At 66.6% G+C, this 19,397-nt stretch carries 17 protein-coding genes; 13 read left to right on the forward strand and 4 right to left on the reverse strand.

The features are described from left to right. The first annotated feature begins 119 nt into the window (after positions 1–119). Both pgm and AC07O8_RS25085 read left to right on the forward strand, forming a co-directional pair. The gene (pgm, locus tag AC07O8_RS25080; protein WP_495050647.1) at positions 120–1,772 is read left to right on the forward strand and encodes a phosphoglucomutase (alpha-D-glucose-1,6-bisphosphate-dependent); all 1,653 of its coding nucleotides are present in this window, start codon (positions 120–122) and stop codon (positions 1,770–1,772) included. A 10-nt stretch (positions 1,773–1,782) separates the two neighbouring features. Continuing rightward, positions 1,783–2,607, forward strand: a complete 825-nt coding sequence (locus AC07O8_RS25085; RefSeq protein ID WP_495050648.1) for a universal stress protein — start codon at positions 1,783–1,785, stop codon at positions 2,605–2,607. Positions 2,608–2,921: 314 nt separating this feature from the next. Here the strand turns inward: AC07O8_RS25085 and AC07O8_RS25090 are convergent, their stop codons facing one another. After that, positions 2,922–3,281, reverse strand: a complete 360-nt coding sequence (locus AC07O8_RS25090) for a hypothetical protein (protein WP_495050649.1) — start codon at positions 3,279–3,281, stop codon at positions 2,922–2,924. Between the two features lie 219 nt (positions 3,282–3,500). On the opposite strand from AC07O8_RS25090, the gene AC07O8_RS25095 reads away from it, so the two are divergent. The 7 genes from AC07O8_RS25095 (at position 3,501) to AC07O8_RS25125 (ending at position 10,348) form a co-directional block, all read left to right on the forward strand. Continuing rightward, the gene (locus AC07O8_RS25095) at positions 3,501–3,809 is read left to right on the forward strand and encodes a hypothetical protein (protein ID WP_495050650.1); all 309 of its coding nucleotides are present in this window, start codon (positions 3,501–3,503) and stop codon (positions 3,807–3,809) included. 445 nt (positions 3,810–4,254) lie between these two features. Beyond that, positions 4,255–4,449 carry a hypothetical protein gene (locus tag AC07O8_RS25100; RefSeq protein ID WP_495050651.1) on the forward strand — a complete coding sequence of 65 codons (195 nt, stop codon included), beginning with the start codon at positions 4,255–4,257 and terminating at the stop codon, positions 4,447–4,449. Positions 4,450–5,483: 1,034 nt separating this feature from the next. Continuing rightward, positions 5,484–5,984: a virulence factor TspB C-terminal domain-related protein gene (locus AC07O8_RS25105; protein WP_495050652.1), complete on the forward strand. Its 501-nt coding sequence runs from the start codon at positions 5,484–5,486 to the stop codon at positions 5,982–5,984. 3 nt (positions 5,985–5,987) lie between these two features. Beyond that, positions 5,988–6,287 carry a DUF2523 domain-containing protein gene (locus tag AC07O8_RS25110; protein ID WP_495050653.1) on the forward strand — a complete coding sequence of 100 codons (300 nt, stop codon included), beginning with the start codon at positions 5,988–5,990 and terminating at the stop codon, positions 6,285–6,287. 95 nt (positions 6,288–6,382) lie between these two features. After that, positions 6,383–7,423 carry a zonular occludens toxin domain-containing protein gene (locus tag AC07O8_RS25115; RefSeq protein WP_495050654.1) on the forward strand — a complete coding sequence of 347 codons (1,041 nt, stop codon included), beginning with the start codon at positions 6,383–6,385 and terminating at the stop codon, positions 7,421–7,423. 612 nt (positions 7,424–8,035) lie between these two features. Then, positions 8,036–8,818 carry a rolling circle replication-associated protein gene (locus AC07O8_RS25120; RefSeq protein WP_495050655.1) on the forward strand — a complete coding sequence of 261 codons (783 nt, stop codon included), beginning with the start codon at positions 8,036–8,038 and terminating at the stop codon, positions 8,816–8,818. A gap of 615 nt (positions 8,819–9,433) precedes the next feature. Further along, positions 9,434–10,348 carry an alpha/beta fold hydrolase gene (locus tag AC07O8_RS25125; protein WP_495050656.1) on the forward strand — a complete coding sequence of 305 codons (915 nt, stop codon included), beginning with the start codon at positions 9,434–9,436 and terminating at the stop codon, positions 10,346–10,348. Between the two features lie 30 nt (positions 10,349–10,378). Here the strand turns inward: AC07O8_RS25125 and AC07O8_RS25130 are convergent, their stop codons facing one another. Then, entirely contained in the window at positions 10,379–11,308 is a 930-nt protein-coding gene (locus tag AC07O8_RS25130; RefSeq protein ID WP_495050657.1) for a LysR family transcriptional regulator, read from the reverse strand. 114 nt (positions 11,309–11,422) lie between these two features. Here AC07O8_RS25130 and AC07O8_RS25135 point away from each other — a divergent pair, with 114 nt between their 5' ends. Next, positions 11,423–12,202, forward strand: a complete 780-nt coding sequence (locus tag AC07O8_RS25135) for an SDR family oxidoreductase (protein ID WP_495050658.1) — start codon at positions 11,423–11,425, stop codon at positions 12,200–12,202. A 94-nt stretch (positions 12,203–12,296) separates the two neighbouring features. Continuing rightward, on the forward strand, positions 12,297–13,823 hold the full coding sequence (locus AC07O8_RS25140; RefSeq protein WP_495050659.1) for a hypothetical protein: 1,527 nt from the start codon (positions 12,297–12,299) through the stop codon (positions 13,821–13,823). 31 nt (positions 13,824–13,854) lie between these two features. Here AC07O8_RS25140 and AC07O8_RS25145 read toward each other — a convergent pair whose 3' ends face one another. Further along, entirely contained in the window at positions 13,855–15,246 is a 1,392-nt protein-coding gene (locus AC07O8_RS25145; protein WP_495050660.1) for a sigma-54-dependent transcriptional regulator, read from the reverse strand. Further along, positions 15,243–17,069 (reverse strand): two-component system sensor histidine kinase NtrB, encoded by a 1,827-nt coding sequence (locus AC07O8_RS25150; RefSeq protein ID WP_495050661.1) that lies wholly within the window; start codon positions 17,067–17,069, stop codon positions 15,243–15,245. The genes AC07O8_RS25145 and AC07O8_RS25150 overlap by 4 nt, the downstream gene beginning before the upstream one ends. Before the next feature lie 130 nt (positions 17,070–17,199). Here AC07O8_RS25150 and AC07O8_RS25155 point away from each other — a divergent pair, with 130 nt between their 5' ends. Together AC07O8_RS25155 and AC07O8_RS25160 are read left to right on the forward strand one after the other, a co-directional pair. After that, complete coding sequence (locus tag AC07O8_RS25155; RefSeq protein ID WP_495050662.1) at positions 17,200–17,868, forward strand: DUF4166 domain-containing protein; 669 nt, start codon at positions 17,200–17,202, stop codon at positions 17,866–17,868. A 1-nt stretch (position 17,869) separates the two neighbouring features. Beyond that, a complete protein-coding gene (locus AC07O8_RS25160; RefSeq protein WP_495050663.1) occupies positions 17,870–19,387 on the forward strand; it encodes a TIGR01777 family oxidoreductase in 1,518 nt (505 codons plus the stop codon). The last annotated feature ends 10 nt before the right edge of the window (positions 19,388–19,397 follow it).

Raw genomic sequence — 19,397 nt, forward strand, 5'->3', positions numbered from 1 at the left:
GACGCCGTGGCGGCACGGGCACGCATGACCGAGGCCATGTCGTGCGTCAGCGAACAGACGACCAGGCGCGCATGCGGGCACAGTCGCAGCGGATCACCTCCACGGAAAACGCGCGCGTCATGTCCAGTCAAATCAACGCCCGCGCCGGCCAGGCGGCATCTGCGTCGGACCTCATCGATGTGGCCCGGCTCGTCGCGGCCTACCACGCCGACCGGCCCGACCCGTCGGTCCCCGGGCAGCGGGTCGCCTTCGGCACCTCGGGCCACCGCGGCTCGGCCTTCGACGGCTCGTTCAACGAGTGGCATGTCTGGGCCATCACTCAGGCGATCTGCGATCAGCGGCAACGCCTGGGCATCAGCGGCCCGTTGTTCCTCGGCGTGGACACCCACGCGCTGTCGGCGCCGGCCTGCGCCAGTGCGCTGGAAGTCCTGGCGGCCAACGAGGTCGACGTGATGCTGGCGCCGGACGGGGAATTCACGCCGACCCCGGCGATCTCGCACGCCATCGTCAACCACAACCGTTCAGGGGGCAGGGGACGCGCCGACGGCATCGTGATGACGCCGTCCCACAATCCGCCGCGGGAAGGGGGCTACAAGTACAACCCACCGCATGGCGGACCGGCCGGCGACGAGGTCACGAGCGCCATTCAGAAGGCCGCCAACGCCTACCTCGAATCGAGTCTGCAGGGCGTTCGTCGCATGACGCTGGCGCAGGCGCTGAGCGCGCCGACGACGCATCGCCACGACTATCGAAGCCACTACGTGGCCGAACTCGATCAGGTGATCGATCTGGCGGCGATTCGAGCCGCCGGGCTGCGCATCGGCGTCGATCCGATGGGGGGCGCCGGCGTTCACTACTGGGCGGCCATCGCCGATCACTGGCGGATCGATCTGGACGTGCTCAACGAGTCCGTCGATCCCACCTTCCGTTTCATGACGCTGGATTGGGACGGGCAGATTCGCATGGATCCGTCGTCGGCCTACGCGATGGCGCGATGGGCGGCGCTGAAGGACGACTATGACGTCGCCTTCGCCTGCGACACCGACCACGACCGGCACGGCATCGTCACGCCGACCCACGGCTTGCTGCCGCCCAACCACTACCTGTGCGTGGCCATCGACTACCTGTTCCGCCAGCGGTCGTCGTGGGGGCCGCAAGCCGCCATCGGCAAGACGGTCGTCAGCACGGCCCTGATCGACCGGGTCGCCGCCCGCCTGAATCGCCGCGTGATCGAGGTGCCCGTGGGCTTCAAATGGTTCGCGACCGGATTGCTGGACGGCAGCCTGGGCTTCGCGGGCGAGGAGAGCGCGGGCGCGAGCTTCGTCCGCCGTGACGGCTCGGCGTGGACGACGGACAAGGACGGCATCACGGCCGCGCTGCTGTCGGCGGAGATCACGGCCACGACGGGCAAAGATCCTGGGGTGCTGTACGCCGAGCTGGCCGCCCAGTTGGGCGACCCCGCGGCGCGCCTGACGGCCGCCGCCGCGACGCCGGCGCAGAAACGCCGCCTGGCTGCGTTGACACCGCAACACATCACGTCCACCGAATTGGCCGGGGAGCGGATCGACGCGGTCCTCACCCAGGCCCCAGGCAACGGCGCTGCCATCGGCGGCATCAAGGTCCAAGCGGCCGGGGGCTGGTTTGCGGCGCGGCCGTCGGGCACGGAAGCGCTCTACAAGATCTACGCGGAGAGCTTCCGAAGCCCGGCGCATCTGCAGTCGATCGTGCAGGAAGCCCAGGCCATGGTGGACGTCGCGATCGGTCCGAACTGAGGAGTCCCCAATGCCTTCGCTCAAGTCCATCTTGCTTCATCTCGACGGCGCATCGCGCTGCGTGGATCGCATCCAGGTCGCGGCGATGTTGGCCGAGACCTTCGAGGCGGATGTCAGCGGCGTGTACGCCGTGACCCCGTCGATCTTCCGTTATCCCATAGCCCTGGAGGGCGGGGCGATGGTGGCCGGCGACCTGGCGGACCTGGACGACCAGAGTCGCAGCGAGGCCCATGCCGTGTTCAAGGCGGCAAGCGCCGGCCATCGGCGGCTGTCATGGGGTGGGGACATGTCCGGCGATGCGCTGGGCAGCTTCACCCGTCGCGCCTTGTATTGCGACCTGATGGTGCTGGGACAGCGGGATCCCTCCGATCCGGCATCGTCCGACACGCCGCCGGAGTTCCTCGCCGATCTCCTGGCCCAGAGCGGCAAGCCAGCCCTCGTGATTCCGCGCGCGGGCGCCATCCGGCCGATTGGACAGACGGTGCTGATCGCGTGGAAGGCGACGCGCGAAGCGGCGCATGCCGTGGCCGCGGCGCTTCCGTTGCTCGCACGTGCCGGCCAGGTTCATGCGGTGTGCGCTTCCGAATCGGCGGCGAGCGAGCTGCGAGCCCTTTGCCATCACCTGGAGATGCACGGCATCAAGCTCGCCTGCCACCCATTGGGCGAGATCGACGGCAATGCCGGTGAGCAACTGCTGTCGTTTGCCGACGAGCTCGGCGCAGACCTGCTCGTGATGGGCTGTTACGGGCACAGCCGTGCCCGCGAATGGGTGCTGGGCGGCGTCTCGCGCACGGTGCTTCAGTCGATGACCTTGCCGGTGCTGATGACGCATTGACCGCCTGCCGGACTCTCGCTCGTCTCGGCAACGGCGCCGTCAAGGCGAGTGCGCGTGTGACGCGCGTGTGATGCACCTCAGACCTGTGGTGGGGCGAGCGACTGCGCCTACGGTCGATGCGGCATCTATGGCGCCCGTGATGGCGCTCATCGAGAAGGCGGCGACGCTTCTCCCGCGCGGTCTCTCGGGGCGCCACGTGGGCGGTGGGCCGGCGCGATCGCAGGAGAGTGTTGACGCGAAATGGTCCATTGAAGGGGCGCTTCTTGCCGGACAGCATGAAGCTCACAAGGCTTGAGTGATCGGTTTATGGACAGTCACATAATGCACATTGTCAGACTTGCGCATTGGTCAGCCAGGGCCACCATCGCGAAACAGACGGCGCTGACGGAAGTAAGCGTGATCGCCGCTCCGCCATGAACTGCGTTTCCCAACGCACTCAGAAGGCGCTCTCCCAGAGGTGTGTTGGCGTGTTTTTCCAGTAGTGCGTCGTGGATGACCTGGTCGACGTCGATGCCCGCCAAGCTCGCCATGAGGGCCCGGTATTCGATGCCGCAACTCGCCTGTCCATGGCGCCAATTGCTGACCTTCGTGCGCGCCACTCCTAGCGCGTTTGCCAACTTGTAGTCGCTTCCTGCCACGGTCGATGCTCGGTCGATCAGTTCGGTCAATTGCATTAGTAACCTCCAGCGTTTACGATGCTCTCACGTATCCCGTAGCGGTTACGTGCTCTCTAGAGGGAATCATACGTCGAGCGATCGGCGAGGCCCCGGGGGCGGATCAGGGAGGTCCGGATTGACGCGGCGCCTTGGCTATGCCGGGGTCAGGTCTTGCGTACCCCTTGATCACTTCATCCACATGCCCGGCTTGCGAGCCTGGGCGCACTCGGAGTGACCATGCAAAGCATCATCCAGATCCTCAAGCTCAACGAGCCGAAGACCGGCATCAGCCAGAAGACCCAGAAGGCCTACGACATGCAGGACGCTGAGTGCCTGCTGCTCAACGACGACGGTTCCGTCGATCAGGTCGGCGTCCTGCAGGTGCCGAAGTCGCTGCGTGAGAAGGTCAAGCCCGGCACGTTCACCGCGACGTTCGCGCTGCACGCCAACTTCGCGTCTCGCCGTATCGAGGCCGTGCTGACCGGGCTGGTCGAGATCCCGCAGACGCCTGCTCGTACCCCGAAGCCCGTGGCGGCCGGAGCATGAGCGCCGACGCGTTGTTCCTCACGGACCAAGCCATGTTCTGGCTTGAGCGGGCACGCTGTGGCTCGCTTCAGGCAGGTTCCGTCGCGTTCTGGGAGCGACGTTGCCGTGGGCTTGCTGCGCGCCTCATTGGCGCTGGCTGCTGATCGTGGCTGTCTGCGCTGTCCAAGGCGCTTCCGGGGTCGAGCTGACCAGCTTGGCCCCTGGCGCTGCATGCGCGGGTGTCGTGCTTTTGCAGCCTGGGGACGTGCCGCCGAATCCGTTGGTTCTCACGTATGAGCAAGGCGCCTATGTGTCGGCGGCGGTGATGGGCGTGTGGATGTGCGCTTGGGGCTTTCGCGCGCTGTTCAGCGTGCTCAACACAAGGGATTCGGACGACTAGTCCGTGCGCGAGCTCTTCGACGCCGATAGGTGGGCTCGTATCAATGTTTCGGCTGGAGTCAATGAGATGAACAAGCAAGTTCTGCGCGGCCTGATGGTGGCCGGTGTCCTGGGTGCGGCCGGTGTCGCGCACGCTGCCGCCGGTGATCCGGACATCAGTCCGGTCACAGCCGCTGGCGCTTCGGTCGCAATCGTCGGCGCTGCCGTGTTCGCCGTGAAGGTGGGCACGCGCGTCTGGAAGTGGATGGCCGGGGCGCTGTGAGCGTTCCTGTCTGAAGCGGGCCCCTCACGGGGCCTTTTTCGTTTCTGGGGGCGGTATGGGTATTTACCTTGTTATTGCACTGCTGGGGGGCTTATGGATATTGTTGAGGGATTAACCCGGGCTGTTCTCGCTATTTACTGTCTTATTTCATTGCTGGGGGCATTATGGATGTTGCTGCGCGATTGATGCGTGTCTACGTCGTAGTTTGTCTGTTTTTTTGTGCCAACTCAGTATTTGCATTTGGGTCGGTTGACAAAGGTCCGCAGCCGGAAAAAGTTTATTACTCGTTTTCATCCGGTACGTGGAATGTTCCGGATCAAGGTGAGTACGTTGATATCAGTGCCGCTTGCGCAGCCGGCGCCGGTTTTATCGCTCAGAAAACGGAGAATTCCGTGAAGTCTGCTGGAGCAAATGGCGAGACGTGTTTGTACGACGTTTGCAGTAAGAGTGGCTCGTGCGGTCGGTCGTCGGGTTCTGCTAATCGGCATGTTAGGGCGCCCGTGATTGGTTGCCCGGATGGGTCAGTTAATTCGCCGGATGGCTCGTGTGAGTGCACTATGGGCAATAAGCCCTCTAGCGGGTCTTGTATTCCATATAACTGCCCTGCCAAGGGTGGCTATCAGGCGGTGACGCAGCCAGACGTCAAGATGGGAAATGCCGGTGACAGTTTTTGCGATGGTGGCTGTTCGTTTACCCCTAGTCAGTGGAAGGTCGGAGCAGATGGGCAAATTTGGGGCGTATGGCCATTTAAATCGGCTGGTAGTCAGTGTGGTGGCAAGCCGCAGTCGAATGGTGCGGCAAGTGGCAGTGATGGTCTGCCTCCAGCTCCGGTGGCTTGTAGCGCCAATCAATGCCCAGGTCAGGTGAACGGCGTCGATGTATGTGTTCCGTGTGCGTCGAATAAGACGCCGGGTCCAAGTACTGCTGCCAGTGGTTCGCAACCTGGTGACCCACCGACTAATCCGCAAGATCCTGAGAGTGCGGTAAAGGGCAGTACTCAAGAGACGACATGTATTGGCGCTGTCTGCACTACGGTGACCAAATATACCGACGGGCATGGGAATGAGGTTGGCAGTAAGACTGAAGAACAGCCGCGCGATGACTATTGCGCCAAAAATCCTTCTTCCGCGCAGTGCAAGAAATCCTCGTTTGGTGGCGCTTGTGAAGGCGGATTCAACTGTGAAGGTGATGCTGTTCAATGCGCGTTAGCCCGTGAGGTCTATACCCGGAACTGCCAGTGGTTCAAGGATCCGCCTACTGTCATGCAAAACGCTGGCGAGGCGGCTATCGCTGGTGGCGACCGTCCTCCCGATCACCCGGGAGGCTCGCCGCAGGAGTCGACGTTGTCCCTTGCAAGCCAGTTGGATCAGATGGATCGCCTGGGCCAAGGTTGCCCGTCTGATGTGACGGTTTCGGTGATGGGGCAGCAGGCGGTATTGCCGTTTTCCCAGATGTGCACTTCGTTGAATATGGTTGGACAGCTCGCGGTCGCTATTTGCTTGCTCTGGGCTGGGATTATCGTTTTTAAGGATTAAGCCATGCCAGTGTTTATCGTTGCGCTCATCGGCGCTCTTGTCAGTGCTGCCGGTACGCTCGTCGGTCGTGTGCTGATTTCGCTGGGTATCGGTTACTTTTCCTACAGAGGCATCGATACGTCTATTGCTTGGATTCGTGATCAGGCGTTGGTACGAATTAGCAATATCGATCCTAATGCGCTTCGCGTCGTGTCCAGTCTGCGTATTGGTCAGTGTGTGAGCATCGTCTGCTCGGCATTGGTCGTGCGTTGGACATTACGCGGCATGGTCGGCGGTGTCGTGAAAAAGATGGGGCTGAAGTAATGGCAATCACTCTTGTGACGGGTATCCCTGGGCATGGGAAAACGCAGTGGACTCTGTGGAAGACGGTCCGCGATACGAAGTCGGAGCCACGCGCTGTGTTTCACAACGGCATCAAAGACCTGAATATTCCAGGCTGGCAAATCTGGGACGAAGAGAAATGGCAGCAACTTCCCGCAGGTGCCTTGTTCGTTGTGGACGAGGCCCAGAAGAAGATGGGCGTGTTTGGGCGGGGGCAGGTTCCGCAGTGGGTTAAGGATCTGGCAGAGCATCGTCATTTGGGCCTTGACCTGGTGCTAATTACTCAAAGCCCGATGCTGATCGACTCGTTCGTTCGCTCGCTCGTTGATCGGCATTTCCACGTCGTGCGGAAGTTTGGCACGTGGTACACGACGATCCATGAATTCGCTACTGGTTGTCGAGATAACGTTTTGAAGAGTCGTGCCGGATCAATCCGACACTCTTGGCGTTTTCAGAAGGAAGTATTTAGCTGGTACACCAGTGCTGAAAAGCATACGGTGCAGCGCCGCATACCCTTACGGGTGATGATGATTCCTGTCCTGATTGCTGCTTTCGCGATTTGCTCGTATTTGGCGTATTTGCGGCTCAACCCCGATTCCGCGCGCGCTCACGTCGCTGCTGCGGCCGGTGCTCCGGCTACTGGTCCACACGGTGAGATTCAGTCAGGTCGTGCAGCTGACGGTCGTGGGGCCGGTCCGATGACCACGATGGAGTACGCCTTGGCTTATCAGGCGCGGGTGAATGGTCTTCCGCATACCGCGCCGATCTATGACGACGTGACCAAGCCGGTTCAGGCGCCCTACCCTGCGGCGTGTGTCGCGATGCGAGGGGAATGTCGGTGCTATAGCCAGCAGGGCACTCGGCTTGATGTGCCTGGGCAGATCTGCACCCAGATCGTTGCCGGTGGCTTCTTCGTCGCTTGGGACAAGCCGATCGCTCAGGCGGTACCTGTTGCTGCATCGGCGCCGTCTGGGGCGGGCAGTCAGCAGGTGGTCGCGCAGGCCGGGAGTCTTGGTGGGACGGTGGTGCCAGTCTTCACGAGCCCGGTGCCGGAGATTGCGCCGGATCTCGGTGCGCCTCCGAGGGTGCGTCCTCAGCCGCGGGGCGCGGGCTCGTGACCTCTAGACCTTGGGCTCTCGAGATGTGCTCGAGTAGTTGTTGCGCCCTGCGGCACAAGCCGGCGACGAAGGGGCCCCGCTTGCGGGGACAGGAGCGAACAGGGTGCTTGCTCGTTGGCGGCCTCGCGCGGACCCGCGAGCAAGCGCAGCGTCGCGGGGCGGCGCGAAGCGCCGCTAGATTTATTCCTAGGACACTTCAGAACACAGGGGTGCAGATGCCTGATTCCATCGATGTTCCGACCGGTTCCTTTCCTGCTGGGGTACCGCTGATGGTCTGCGTTGAGTGCTGCGGTCAAGGGTTCTTTCCGGTGATCAATCCGGCCCCAGGTGATCCGCACGCTACGGAGTGCTGGGAGTGTGGCGGCCTGGGATGGGTCGCGCTGCCCCAGGATGAGCCCAGGGGCGTGTAAATGGCTGCGCAGAGGCGCTGGGTGCAGCCTGACCTTTTTGGAGGCCCTGACGTCGATCTACGTGATCTGAATCGGAAAAAGAAAGCCCCCGCGACTGTTACCAGCAGTCCGGGGGCAGGGACTAACACTCAACGCAGGAGTGCAAGTGAGAAGGCTTATAGACGGAATCCTGTACGAGGGCAAGCGAAGCGATGAACACGTGATGCGCGTTCACCACTTGGGGAACGGGCACAAGGAAGCTGTGATCACGCGGCAGGTCGTCTGGGAAGAGATGCGCCGGGCGACCATCGATGAGTTGGAGATGTGGGCGCGTGAGCGCGAGGAGTCCGAGGAGGAGCGTCGGCAGGCCAATCTGCTGCGGGCAGCTCGCCGGGCGAAAACACAGGTGCGTCGACGGGTGAAGGCCCTTGGGCTTGATGCCCTTCTGACCCTGACCTACCGTGAGAACCAGCAAGACCTGACCCTCTGCAAGCAGCACATGAAAGAGTTCGTGCGCAGGATGCGTCGGCTGCTTCCTGGCTTTGTGTACGTCGCAGCCTTCGAGCGTCAGAGGCGGGGTGCGTGGCACGTCCACATGGCTATCCATCGCCTTCCGCAGGCCCTTCCCTACGCTGGGGTCAAGGTGAAATCGTTCAATGTTGTTCGGGCGGTCTGGCGCGCCGTGGTGGGAGACCTCGGCGGCAATATCGATCAGCAGCGCCGGAAGCGTTGGTCGCAGCAGTCAAGCGGCAAGCTCGCGGCCTATCTGAGCAAGTACATGCTGAAGGCGTTCGCTGAGGGGGATGACTGGTCGAATCGCTATAGCGGAAGTGCGGGGATCGTGCTGCCCAAGCCGGAGGTGGTGTGGTTCAAGTCGTATTCGATGGCCGACCTGATTGCGCTCGCCTACGGCGAGGCCGCTGACGGCCCTGTGGAGTGCATGACCTGGCTGTCCGGCTTTGGCGATACGTTCTTCCTCTCCACGGAGGGGCCGCCTTTGCACTGAGGGAGAATCGGTGCCAAAGGGGGATGCGATGTTCCAACAAGATCGCGGCGCGCCGCTTTGGGTCCATGTTGCGGGTGGTGTCGCTGTCGGTGTTGTCGTCGCCGGTTTCGCGCTTTATTTGCTATGGGTTTGGCATACGGGCGTTGCACTTGAGCAGGCGTCTAGTGAGTGGCAGAGGGCGACGTCGAAGGTTTCGCGTGATCGCCCCGTAGTGCGGCCCGTGCCTCTTGCGGCTAGTGCTGCTGTCCCTCGAGCGACAACGCGTTGCCCTCCTTCGTATGCGGTGGGTGTGCTGAATGGTGCTGCGGTCTGCGTTTCGCCGTCCGGTCAAGTGGTCGACGTCTCGAAGTAGGCAGAAAAAAGCCGACTGGGGAAGTCGGCTATTGGGGTCAGGTGTTGCTAGGGATATACACCACTAGCGTGCGAAGAGCGTGCGCCAACGTCTCGCGCTGCACATTGTCAGTCTTATGGATGCATCGACCGGCTGCAACTGCTGCGCGCCTCGACCTCTTTCGGCAGAGCTTGGCGGGTGCCGGACGCGTCGCCGACGCAGCAACAATTCAGAGCGCCCTGAGGTAGCTTCCGCGACAGGACACGATTCGGAGACCCGCCCCAATGATCGAGACCTTCCAACGCCGCCTCCCCAACGGGATCACCTTGAGCTGCCGCGCCGCTGGCGAGCCTGGCCGGCCGCTGTTGGTGTTCCTCCACGGCTTTCCTGAAGCGGCCTTCATCTGGGACGAGCTGCTGACGTTCTTCGCCGATCCGGCGCACGGTGGCTACCGCTGCGTCGCGCCGAACCTGCGCGGCTTCGAGCGTTCCAGCGCACCGACAGACGTCGCCGCCTACAAGGCGCAGCTGATGGTGCAGGACATCCAGCAGCTCGTCGCCACCGAACGCGAAGACGGCACGATGACCGCGCTGGTGGCGCACGACTGGGGCGGCGCCTTCGCCTGGGGCTACGCCAACGCCTTCCCGGACCAGATCGGCAAGCTGGTCATCATCAATTCGCCGCACGCAGGCACCTTGTCCCGCGAGCTGCGCAACAACGAGGCGCAGCGCGAGGCCAGCGCGTACATGAACTTCCTCGCCCGGCCCGATGCGGAGGCGCTGCTCGCGGAGGACGACTTCCAGCGCCTGTGGACCTTCTTCACCCACATGAAGGCCGGCTCCGACGGCTTCGGATGGCTCACCGACGACCTCAAGCAGCAGTATCGCGAGGTGTGGCGCGCCGGTCTCACCGGCGCCTGCAACCTCTATCGCGTGACGCCGATGAAGCCGCCGCTGCCCGGCCAGAGCATCGACGGCATCCCGGTGCTGCCGCCCGATCGGCTCATGGTGACCATGCCGACCCTGGTGTTCTGGGCGCTCGACGACACCGCGCTGCTGCCCGGGCTGCTCGACGGTCTCGAGGACTACGTCCCGCGGATGGAGGTGCTCAAGGTGCCCGGCGCCACGCACTGGATCGTCCATGAACAGCCGCAGCTGATCGCCAGCGAGATCGAGCGCTTCCTGCAGCGCTCGACCTGAGCGCCCTCCTTCGCACGAGCTCGAGCGCCTTCATCCCTGCTTGAACCGCGCCGCATACCCCTGCGCCTTGAACTGCTCGATCACGTGATCGACGAACACCCGCACCTTGGCCGGCACCAGCCGGCGGCTCGTGTAGTAGATCGCCAGCGGCAGCGCCTCGGCGTACCAGGCCGGCAGCACGCGCACCAGCTCGCCGCGCTCCAGGAACGGCCAGGCATGCGGCATCGGCAGCATCGCGATGCCCATGCCGCTGGCCGCCGCACGAGCCATCGCTTCCGGATCGTCCAGCACCATCACCGGCCGAACGCTGGCGACTTCCTCCTGGCCCGCGTTGTTCTTCAAGGTCCACGGCACCAGCCGACCTGACCCCAACGACCGCCGCAGCAGCCCCCGATGACGCGCCAAATCGCCCGGCTGCTTCGGCACCGGATTGGCCGCCAGATACGCCGGCGACGCCGCGAGCACGATCCGCAGCCGCGCCAGCTCGCGCGCGATGAGCGCGTCCGTCAATTCGATGCCGCCACCGATGGCGACGTCGAAACCCTCGGCCACCAGGTCGACCTGGCGGTTGTCGAAATGCAGGTCCGGCACGACGTCCGGATAGCGCCGCACGAACGCTTCCATCATCGGCACGAAGTACTCGCGGCCCACCGTGTGGGCCAACGCGACCTTCAAGGTCCCCGCCGGCTTGCCCGCGCCCTGCCTCAGGTCCGTCAACGCGTCGCCGATCTCGCTCCACGGTCGTCGCACCTGGGCGTACAGGCGCTCGCCGTCGGTCGTCAGCGCCAGGTTGCGCGTGCTGCGCTGGAACAGCCGCACGCCCAGCTTCGCCTCGAACTGCGCGACGCTCTTGCTGACCGCCGCCGGCGTCAGGCCAAGCCGTCGCGCCGCCGCGGAAAAGCTGCCCTCGTCGGCGGCGGCGATGAAGGCGTCGAGGGTGCTGCTCAGTTCGGTCGACATGTCCCCAGCTTATACCAACGGTTGAAACTGAACACGCCGCTTTCCAACTACCGCAATCAGGTGCTGACGACCATAGTTCATCCCATCAACCACCCCTCCTCGAAAGGAAACGTCATGAGCACCACCACCAACACCGCCGCCAAGACCACCACCAACGGCGTCCTCGCCGGCAAGGTCGCCTTCATCCACGGCGGTTCGCGCGGCATCGGCGCGGCCTCCGCCCGCCGCCTTGCCCGCGACGGCGCAACCGTCGCCGTCGGCTACGCCTCGTCGGCGATTGCCGCCGAAGCGCTGGTCGAGGAAATCAAGGCGGCCGGCGGCCAGGCCATCGCCGTCAAGGCGGACGCCACCGACGCCGCCGCCCTCACCCGCGCCATCGACGGCGTCGCCGACCGCTTCGGCCGTCTGGACATCCTGGTCAACAGCGCCGGCGTGCTCGCCGTGGCGCCGCTGGACCAGTTCACGCTGGAGGACTTCGACCGCACCGTCGCCGTCAACGTGCGATCGGTCTTCGTCGCGTCGCAGGCCGCGGCCAAGCACATGCGCGAGGGCGGCCGCATCATCAACATCGGCAGCACCAACGCCCAGCGCATGCCCTTCGCCGGCGGCGCGGTCTACGCGATGAGCAAGTCCGCGCTGGTCGGTCTGGTGAAGGGTCTGGCGCGTGACCTCGGCCCGCGCGGCATCACCGTCAACAACGTGGCCCCCGGCCCGGTCGACACCGACATGAACCCGGCCGACACCGACTTCGCCGCCGGCCTGCACGGCCTGATGGCCCTGCCGCGCCACGGCAAGGCGGAAGAGATCGCCGCGATGGTGGCCTACCTGGCGGGCCCGGAAGCGGCCTTCGTCACCGGCGCCGACCTGCTGATCGACGGCGGCTTCGCGGCCTGAAACGCCGCGCCGAAACGCCGCGCTGAAACCACGGCCGGGACCGGCGACGGTCCCGGCAGCGCCGATCGCAGGCGGCTCAGGAAAAGCGCCCGCCATGCTCCGCATTCCTCCGATGGCGTGCCCGTGCGTGGGCCGGATCATGCGCCGGATGAAGGCACCCCACCGAAGAGAGCCGTCGCCGCTGCCGCGGACGGCGGCCGCCCAACGTTCCGAAGACTCGACCGCGGGATCGTCGTCGACGCTCGCGGCGCTCATCGGTGAAAGTCCCCGCCTGATCGCACAACGTCGCGCCATGGCCGCCCTGCTGAAGTCGCCGGCCGGACCTTCGCCTGCGCCAGAGGCGACAGCGCCGATCCAGCGACGCCTGGTCAACAAGAACAGACAGGTCAGCCCAGATGCCGTGTCGGTCTGGTACTCGGAACAGATCGGCACACTGGGCGAGCGTGTCCCGGAAGAGGCCATGGAGAACCTTCGCCTGATCGCCGCTTCCGACGCGATCAATGTCGATCTGGGTCCCATCCTGCGGGCCAGCGACCACGAGGCTGCCTTGATGCGGCTTCTTCGGGAGATGCCGATGCTCGCGGCGCGCCGGAGCGAAGAACGCGCCATGGTCGGTCGGCGCAGGCCCGACACCCCGGCCCCCGACGTGGCGCCATTCGTCGACCCGGCGTTTCGTACCGAGATCGCGGACAAGGAGATCCGCGATGTCCGCGTCGCCTTCCAGGTGACAAAAATGCGCAACCTGCCCGGCATCCAGGGCTCCGGCCTACAGGCCAATCGCGGCGGACAACGGATCGGTCTGTCGCAGAACTCCGAACAGAAGGACTCCCTGTTCGAAGACTCCAAGGCCCATTCGAAGGGAAAGGTGACCGTCGGCACCGGCAGCCGCACGATCGACAACTACCGCGCCAAGGGCGAGCAGTGGCAGCTGAAGATCGAGAAGTCGCTGCGGGCCCTGATGGCCTCTGCGCCGGACAGCGCCCAGGCTTACGAGGCATGGCAGGACCTCAAGCGGTATCCATGGCTGGACGATGGTCGACTCGACGCCTTCTTCGATCTCGATTTCTACACGGCACAGGTCGGGCCGCGGAATGCGGTGCTTGGCAAACTGCTCATCGCCAACGCATTGAATCGGCCGGTGATTCTGCGGATCAGTCACTTCGGACCCAGGGAATGGACGATCGATCCCGACGACAAGGCTGGCTTCCAGACGACGCAGGATTTCGGTCAGGAGAGCCTGGAGGTCCTGCTCGACTTCAATTGGCTGCCCATCCGCGGATTCAACGGGGGCGACGTGCAGACACTGCTCAGCCTGGAGAACGTCGCCCTGGACGAGGCACTCAACGTCGCGCTGCCGCAAGGGGCGTTCAAGATGCCAAAAGGGCAGAAAGCCTCCAAGGCGCCAGACGATGCCGTGCCCCTGCCCGCCGCCTCGTCGGACGGCCGGGTCGCGCCCCGCGACTGGTGGCCCTACCTGTATGCCCTGGCCGCCAGCAACCAGCGCGGCAACAGGCTCGCCGCGCTCATCGTCCGCGACATCGACGCGCATCCGGAGGCGGAGTCTGCAATCCTTGGCCGGCTGAGACTGAACGCGGCCGGGGGCATCACCGGGTATCACTAGCGTTCTTTGCACGCGCGACGCCGGAGCGACATCACTTCAGTCCGAGTCTCCCGAGCTTCTTGATCAGCCCCGCCCGGGAGATCCCCAGCCGCCGCGCCGCCTCGGACTGGTTGCCCTCGGTGGCCTGCATCGCCTCGCTGATGAGCCGGCGCTCCAGCTCCGTCATCGCCTGGTCGAGCAGGCCGCCGCGATCGTCGCTGTCGATGCCTGCGGGCATCGGGGGCGCCGTCACCGGCCCTTCGCCGGCCGCCAGCGACAGCGCCTCGGCATCCACGTCCTGCTGCCCCGGCAGCAGCAACGCCGACGCGGCATCGACCACCGCCTTCAGCTCGCGCACGTTGCCGGGCCACTCGCGCGCCGTCAGCCACGCCATCGCGCCCGCCGCGATGCCCGCCCCGCGCTGTCGGGCAAAACTCGCCGCCAGCACCGGCACGTCGCCCCGGCGCTCAGCCAACCCCGGCGTGCGCAGCACCACGCCTTTAAGCCGGTAGTACAGGTCCTCGCGAAACTCGCCGGCGCGCACCATCGCCTCAAGGTCGCGGTGCGTCGCCGCGACCACGCGGACTTCGCTGGTCTTCGTCACACGCCCGCCGACCGGCATGTAGGTGCCTTCCTGCAGGAAACGCAGCAGCTTGACCTGCATCGCCGGCGGCATCTCGCCGACCTCGTCGAGGAACAGCGTGCCGCCGCGCGCCACCTCCACCAGACCCGGCTGATCGCGATAGGCGCCGGTGAAGCTGCCCTTCATGTGGCCGAAGAGCTCGCTCTCGAGCAGCTCCGCCGACAGCGCGCCGCAGTGCACCGGCACGAAGGGCGCCGCGGCCATCGGGCCGTGCTCGTGCAGCGCCCGCGCGACCAGTTCCTTGCCGGTGCCCGTGGGCCCGAGCACCAGCACGTTCACGCGCGTCGGCGCGACGCGCCGGATCATCGCCCGCAGCGATTGCAGCGCCGGCGACTGCCCGACCAGCCCCATCGAGTCCTCGCCCTGCTGGCGCCGCAGCTGCGCGAGCTCCGTGTCCAGCCGGCGCTTGCGCAGCGCCCGGTCGACGACGAAACGCAGCAGGTCCGGGTCGATCGGCTTGGCCAGGAAATCCCAGGCGCCGAGGTCGGCCGCGCGCAGCGCGAGCTCGTGCTCGGCGTGGCCGGTCAGCACCACGACCGGTGCGCCGCTGAAACGCGGGATGAGGGTCAGGCCTTGCTCGGGGTCCATGCTCGGCGGCATCGCCAGGTCCAGCAGCACCAGATCCGGCTGCTCACGGGCGAAGGTCGAGAGCGCTTCCTCGCCGTCGCCGGCGGTGAGGACCTCGTGGCCCAGGTTGCGCAGGAAGCCGCCGCCCAGCCGCTGGAAGGCGGGCTCGTCGTCGACCAGCAGGACGCGGCCGTGGATCGCGGACGTCGAAGAAGACGTGGAGAAGGAACTCATCGCGGCAACTCCAGCGTGAAACAGGTCGTCCAGGGCGGACGGGTCGTCAGCGAAACGCGTCCGCCGTGCGCCTGGGCGATGCGCGCGACGATCGCCAGACCCAGCCCCGTGCCGCCCGGGCTGCGCGAGGCGAAGGGCTCGAAGAGGCGATCGCGGAGTTCCTCGGGCACGCCCGCACCGTTGTCGCAGACGTGCAGCCGCAACAGCGCGCCGCCGGAGCCGGCGACCGGCTCGAGGTCAAGGTCGACGTCGATCTCGCAACCCTCCGCCGACGCGCCACGCGCGTTCTCGATCAGGTTGATCAGCGCCTGTTCAAGGCGCCTCGGGTCGAGGGTCTCCAGCCTCAGCTCGGCCGGCCAGGCGGCCGACAGGCGCGCACCGGGCTGACGACGGATCACGTCTTCGATCAGCGAGCGCAGCTCGACGCGCTCGCGCTGCAGGCGCCATGGCTTGGCGTAGTCGAGCAGGTCGCTGGTCAGGTGCGCGATGCGTGCCACCTGCGCGCCGACTTCCTGGCGCGTCTCCGCCGGCGCCATCGCCACCGCCATGCCGATGATGTTGAGCGGGTTGCGGATGTCGTGCGCCACGGTCGCGGCCAGCGCACCCAGTTCGGCAAGCCGCGCCTGGACCTGGCGGTCGCGCTCGCGCGCGGCGGCCTGTTGCGCCTGCTCGACGCGCAAGGCCGCATCGGCCAGCACGGTCGCGAACAGCTCCGCCACGTGGCGCTGTCCGGGCGGCGCCGCTTCCCACGCGGTCCAGCGCGGCGTCCAGGACACGCCGTCTCGACGCATCGTCAGCGCGGGGCGATCCGTCGACGGCAATGCGTGATCGGTGCCCTCTTCCACGCTGACCGTCACCGACGTGCCCAGGCGGCGGCTGAGCAGTGCGGCGGCCTCCGCGCCCAGGCGATCGAGGCTGTCGGCCGCCTGCAGCGTCTCGCGCCAGCGGCCGAGGTCCTGGGCGCTGACCTCGCCGCCCGGGTAGATCAGCCGCTGCACGAAACGTCGCACCGGTCCGTTCAGCGCCAGGCAACCGGCGGCGACCGCCAGACCGCTGAGCCAGCGTGACTCGAACGGCAGCACCAACGGCATCAGGCCCACGATCGCGATGCCCGACGCGAGCAGCAAGGTCCACACCAGCGCCTTGCCGGCCCAGGCGTTGGCGACGAAGACGCCGTAACGCAGGATCCCGTAGACCAGCATCAGCGGATACAGCGGGAAGGCCAGCAGCGGGAACGGATAGACCGGCCAGCGCATCAGTGCGATGGCGTAGCCGCCCAGGCAGACCAGCCCCCACAGGCACGAGGCCGTGACGGCCGCGACCTGACCCCGCGCGGGACCGCGACCGTCGACGGACGGACGCATCCAGGTGTGCAGCAGCACGCCGACGCCGCCCAGTCCGAGCATCACCCACGACAGGCTGGTGATCACGGCGGCCGGCTCCGCGACGGCCAGGCGGCCCACGTCGGGATGGTCGACGAAGTGCGCTGGCCGCAGCACCTGCGACGCCAGCACCGCGACGCCGCCGAGCACGTAGGCCGCGGTGATCCAGCCGCGGCGCAGCGGCGCGCGGCAGAACACCACGCAGAAATGGAAGAACACCGCGGCGGCCAGCGGTGCGGTCGCCAGCACGTGCAGCGAGAACGGCTCGACGCCCGGTCCGAACCAGTTCGGCAGCTCGTTCCCGGAGATCCAGACCGCGATCGCGACCAGGAAGGCCGCCAGCAACCGGCCGCCCGCCACCCGGTCCGCCCAGGCCAGCAGCACGCCCGCCAGCAGCAGCGTTTCCGCCAGCGCCAGCCCCATCGTCACCCGCAGCAGCATGTGTATACGTCGTAGACAGTCGACAGGGCGGCAACTGTATACGACGAACACAACCCAAGGTTGGCTGCTGAATGGAATCAACGACTTAGCCGCGTTTTCAGGGTGGCCCGATTCTCGCGATAGAGGAGGCATGAACGTCCTCTTCCGCACCCCGCTCCAGCGCCGGTCCCGACTGGCTGCCCTGGTTCCGACTTCGGCGCCATCGCCGGCACCGGCCGCCCTCGACCTCCCCGCCCTGATGGGTGCCGAGGCCTGGGCGCGGCTGCCTGCGGCCGTGCAGCGCCGTTTCGGCACGCATGCGGAGCCGGTCTGCTACGTCGGCCGGATGGACCTGCACTGCTCGCCATTGGGCCGCGTGCTGGCCTGGCTCGCCTGGCCGCTGCGCGGACCGCTCACGCCCGATTGCGCGAAGGACCTGCCGGTCGAAGTCGCCGTCACGCCCGACGGCCACGGCGGCGTGATCTGGTCGCGCCGGCTGGGCCGCCGGGTCGTCCAGTCCGTCAAGCGCGCGCATCCGGCCGGCCCCGGCGTGCTCGAACGCACCCGCGGCGGTCTGGCCATGGCGCTGGACGTCCTGGAAGACGACGGCGCCCTCGTCTTCCAGAGCCGCCATTACCTCTGGTGCCTCGGCCCGGTCCGGCTGCGCCTGCCCGCGCTGCTCAGCCCGGGCCAGTGCTGTGTCGAGCACCGCGACCTCGGCGCCGGCCGCTTCCGCTTCACCCTGACCATGACCCACGCCCGCTGGGGCCAGACCTTTCAACAGACCGGCGAGTTCATCGACCCGGTCCAGGAGTCCTGACATGCACATCCTCGATGCCGTCCTCATCGGCCAGGCGCTGCTCGGCGCCTTCGACAACCTCTGGCACCACGAATGGGCCGCCCGACTGCCGCAGCAGCGCGGCGCCCGGCGCGAGCTCGCCCTGCACGCGGGCCGAGAGGCGCTGTACGGCGCCCTTTTCCTCGGCCTGGCGTGGTGGTCGTGGCACGGCGCGCTCGCCGTCGCGGTCGCGGTGGTGCTGGGCGTGGAAGTCGTCATCACGCTGGCCGACTTCCTGGAAGAGGACCGCACCCGCCAGTTGCCCCCCTTCGAGCGCTGGCTGCACACCGTGCTGACCGTCTGCTACGGCTTGTTCCTGGGGTTGATGGGGCCGCGCCTGCTCGACTGGTGGCAGCAGCCGACCGGCCTGGCGCCGGCGGGACGAGGGCTGGTGTCGTGGCTCTTCACGGCCATGGCGATCGTGGTGTGGGCATGGAGCGTGCGCAACGTGCTCGCCGTGCGGCGGCTGGGCCGCGAGAGCGCGGCCTTGCGCGATCAGCCGGCGCTGCCGGCGGTGCCTCGCCTGGCCGCGGCCGTGCTGATCACCGGCGCGACCGGATTCGTCGGTCAGGCGCTGGTGCGTCGGCTGCGGTCGCAGGGCCGGCGGCTGATCGTGCTGACGCGGGACCCGAAGCAGGCGCGGCTGCAGTTCGGCGCGGACATCGCCGTCGTCGGGGCGCTCGACGAGATCGCCGCCGAGACCCGCATCGAGGCCGTCGTCCACCTCGCCGGCGCCCGTGTGCTTGGTCGCCCCTGGACACGCGCGCGTCGCCGCGAGCTGGTGGACAGCCGTACCCGCCTGACTGAAGAACTCCATCAGCTGGCGCGGCGTCTGGCGCATCCGCCGGCGGTGCTGGTGGCCGCGTCGGCCGTGGGCTTCTACGGCGTGCCCGAGGACGGCGTGATCTGCGATGAACGCTCGCGCGCGCAGCGCGGCGTGTTCCAGTCCGACCTCTGCGCCGCCGTCGAGCATGAGGCGATGCGGATGGAGGGGCTGGGCATGCGCGTCGTGCGGCTGCGCTTCGGCGTGATCCTCGGTCGCGAGGACGGCGCGTATCCGATGCAGGCGCTGGCGGCGCGATTCGGACTGGCCGCGCGACTGGGCGACGGTCGTCAACCGATGCCGTGGATCCATCTGGACGACGCCGTGGGCTTCATCGACTGGGCGCTGCGCCGCGCGGACGTGCGCGGGGCCGTCAACGCGGTGGCGCCAGACCTCTGCTCGCAGGCGGCGTTCTCGACCGCCCTCGCCGCCTCCTTCGGGCGCCCGGCCTGGATGCGCCTGCCGGCGGCGCCGCTGCGCCGGCTCGCGGGCGAGATGTCGACGCTGCTGCTGGACGGTCAGCGCGTGCTGCCGCGCGTGGCGCTGGCGGGCGGCTTTGCCTACCGCCACGGGACGCTGGCCTCGGCGCTGCGCGATCTCGCTTCGCATCCCCAGGCACCGGTTCGGATGCGGCCCTCCGACGAGGGACGCACTGCCGACGATGCCGCCTTGTTGTAACGGCATCCAA

This window comes from Roseateles sp. GW821-FHT09G09 (assembly GCF_059415965.1).

What these genes read in the sequence shown, in the direction of transcription:
- pgm (WP_495050647.1), top strand. Translation starts at nt 120, where the DNA reads ATGTCCAGTCAAATCAACGCCCGCGCCGGCCAGGCGGCATCTGCGTCG.
- AC07O8_RS25085 (WP_495050648.1), top strand. Translation starts at nt 1,783, where the DNA reads ATGCCTTCGCTCAAGTCCATCTTGCTTCATCTCGACGGCGCATCGCGC.
- AC07O8_RS25090 (WP_495050649.1), bottom strand. Translation starts at nt 3,281, where the DNA reads ATGCAATTGACCGAACTGATCGACCGAGCATCGACCGTGGCAGGAAGC.
- AC07O8_RS25095 (WP_495050650.1), top strand. Translation starts at nt 3,501, where the DNA reads ATGCAAAGCATCATCCAGATCCTCAAGCTCAACGAGCCGAAGACCGGC.
- AC07O8_RS25100 (WP_495050651.1), top strand. Translation starts at nt 4,255, where the DNA reads ATGAACAAGCAAGTTCTGCGCGGCCTGATGGTGGCCGGTGTCCTGGGT.
- AC07O8_RS25110 (WP_495050653.1), top strand. Translation starts at nt 5,988, where the DNA reads ATGCCAGTGTTTATCGTTGCGCTCATCGGCGCTCTTGTCAGTGCTGCC.
- AC07O8_RS25120 (WP_495050655.1), top strand. Translation starts at nt 8,036, where the DNA reads ATGCGCGTTCACCACTTGGGGAACGGGCACAAGGAAGCTGTGATCACG.
- AC07O8_RS25125 (WP_495050656.1), top strand. Translation starts at nt 9,434, where the DNA reads ATGATCGAGACCTTCCAACGCCGCCTCCCCAACGGGATCACCTTGAGC.
- AC07O8_RS25130 (WP_495050657.1), bottom strand. Translation starts at nt 11,308, where the DNA reads ATGTCGACCGAACTGAGCAGCACCCTCGACGCCTTCATCGCCGCCGCC.
- AC07O8_RS25135 (WP_495050658.1), top strand. Translation starts at nt 11,423, where the DNA reads ATGAGCACCACCACCAACACCGCCGCCAAGACCACCACCAACGGCGTC.
- AC07O8_RS25140 (WP_495050659.1), top strand. Translation starts at nt 12,297, where the DNA reads ATGCTCCGCATTCCTCCGATGGCGTGCCCGTGCGTGGGCCGGATCATG.
- AC07O8_RS25145 (WP_495050660.1), bottom strand. Translation starts at nt 15,246, where the DNA reads ATGAGTTCCTTCTCCACGTCTTCTTCGACGTCCGCGATCCACGGCCGC.
- AC07O8_RS25150 (WP_495050661.1), bottom strand. Translation starts at nt 17,069, where the DNA reads ATGCTGCTGCGGGTGACGATGGGGCTGGCGCTGGCGGAAACGCTGCTG.
- AC07O8_RS25155 (WP_495050662.1), top strand. Translation starts at nt 17,200, where the DNA reads ATGAACGTCCTCTTCCGCACCCCGCTCCAGCGCCGGTCCCGACTGGCT.
- AC07O8_RS25160 (WP_495050663.1), top strand. Translation starts at nt 17,870, where the DNA reads ATGCACATCCTCGATGCCGTCCTCATCGGCCAGGCGCTGCTCGGCGCC.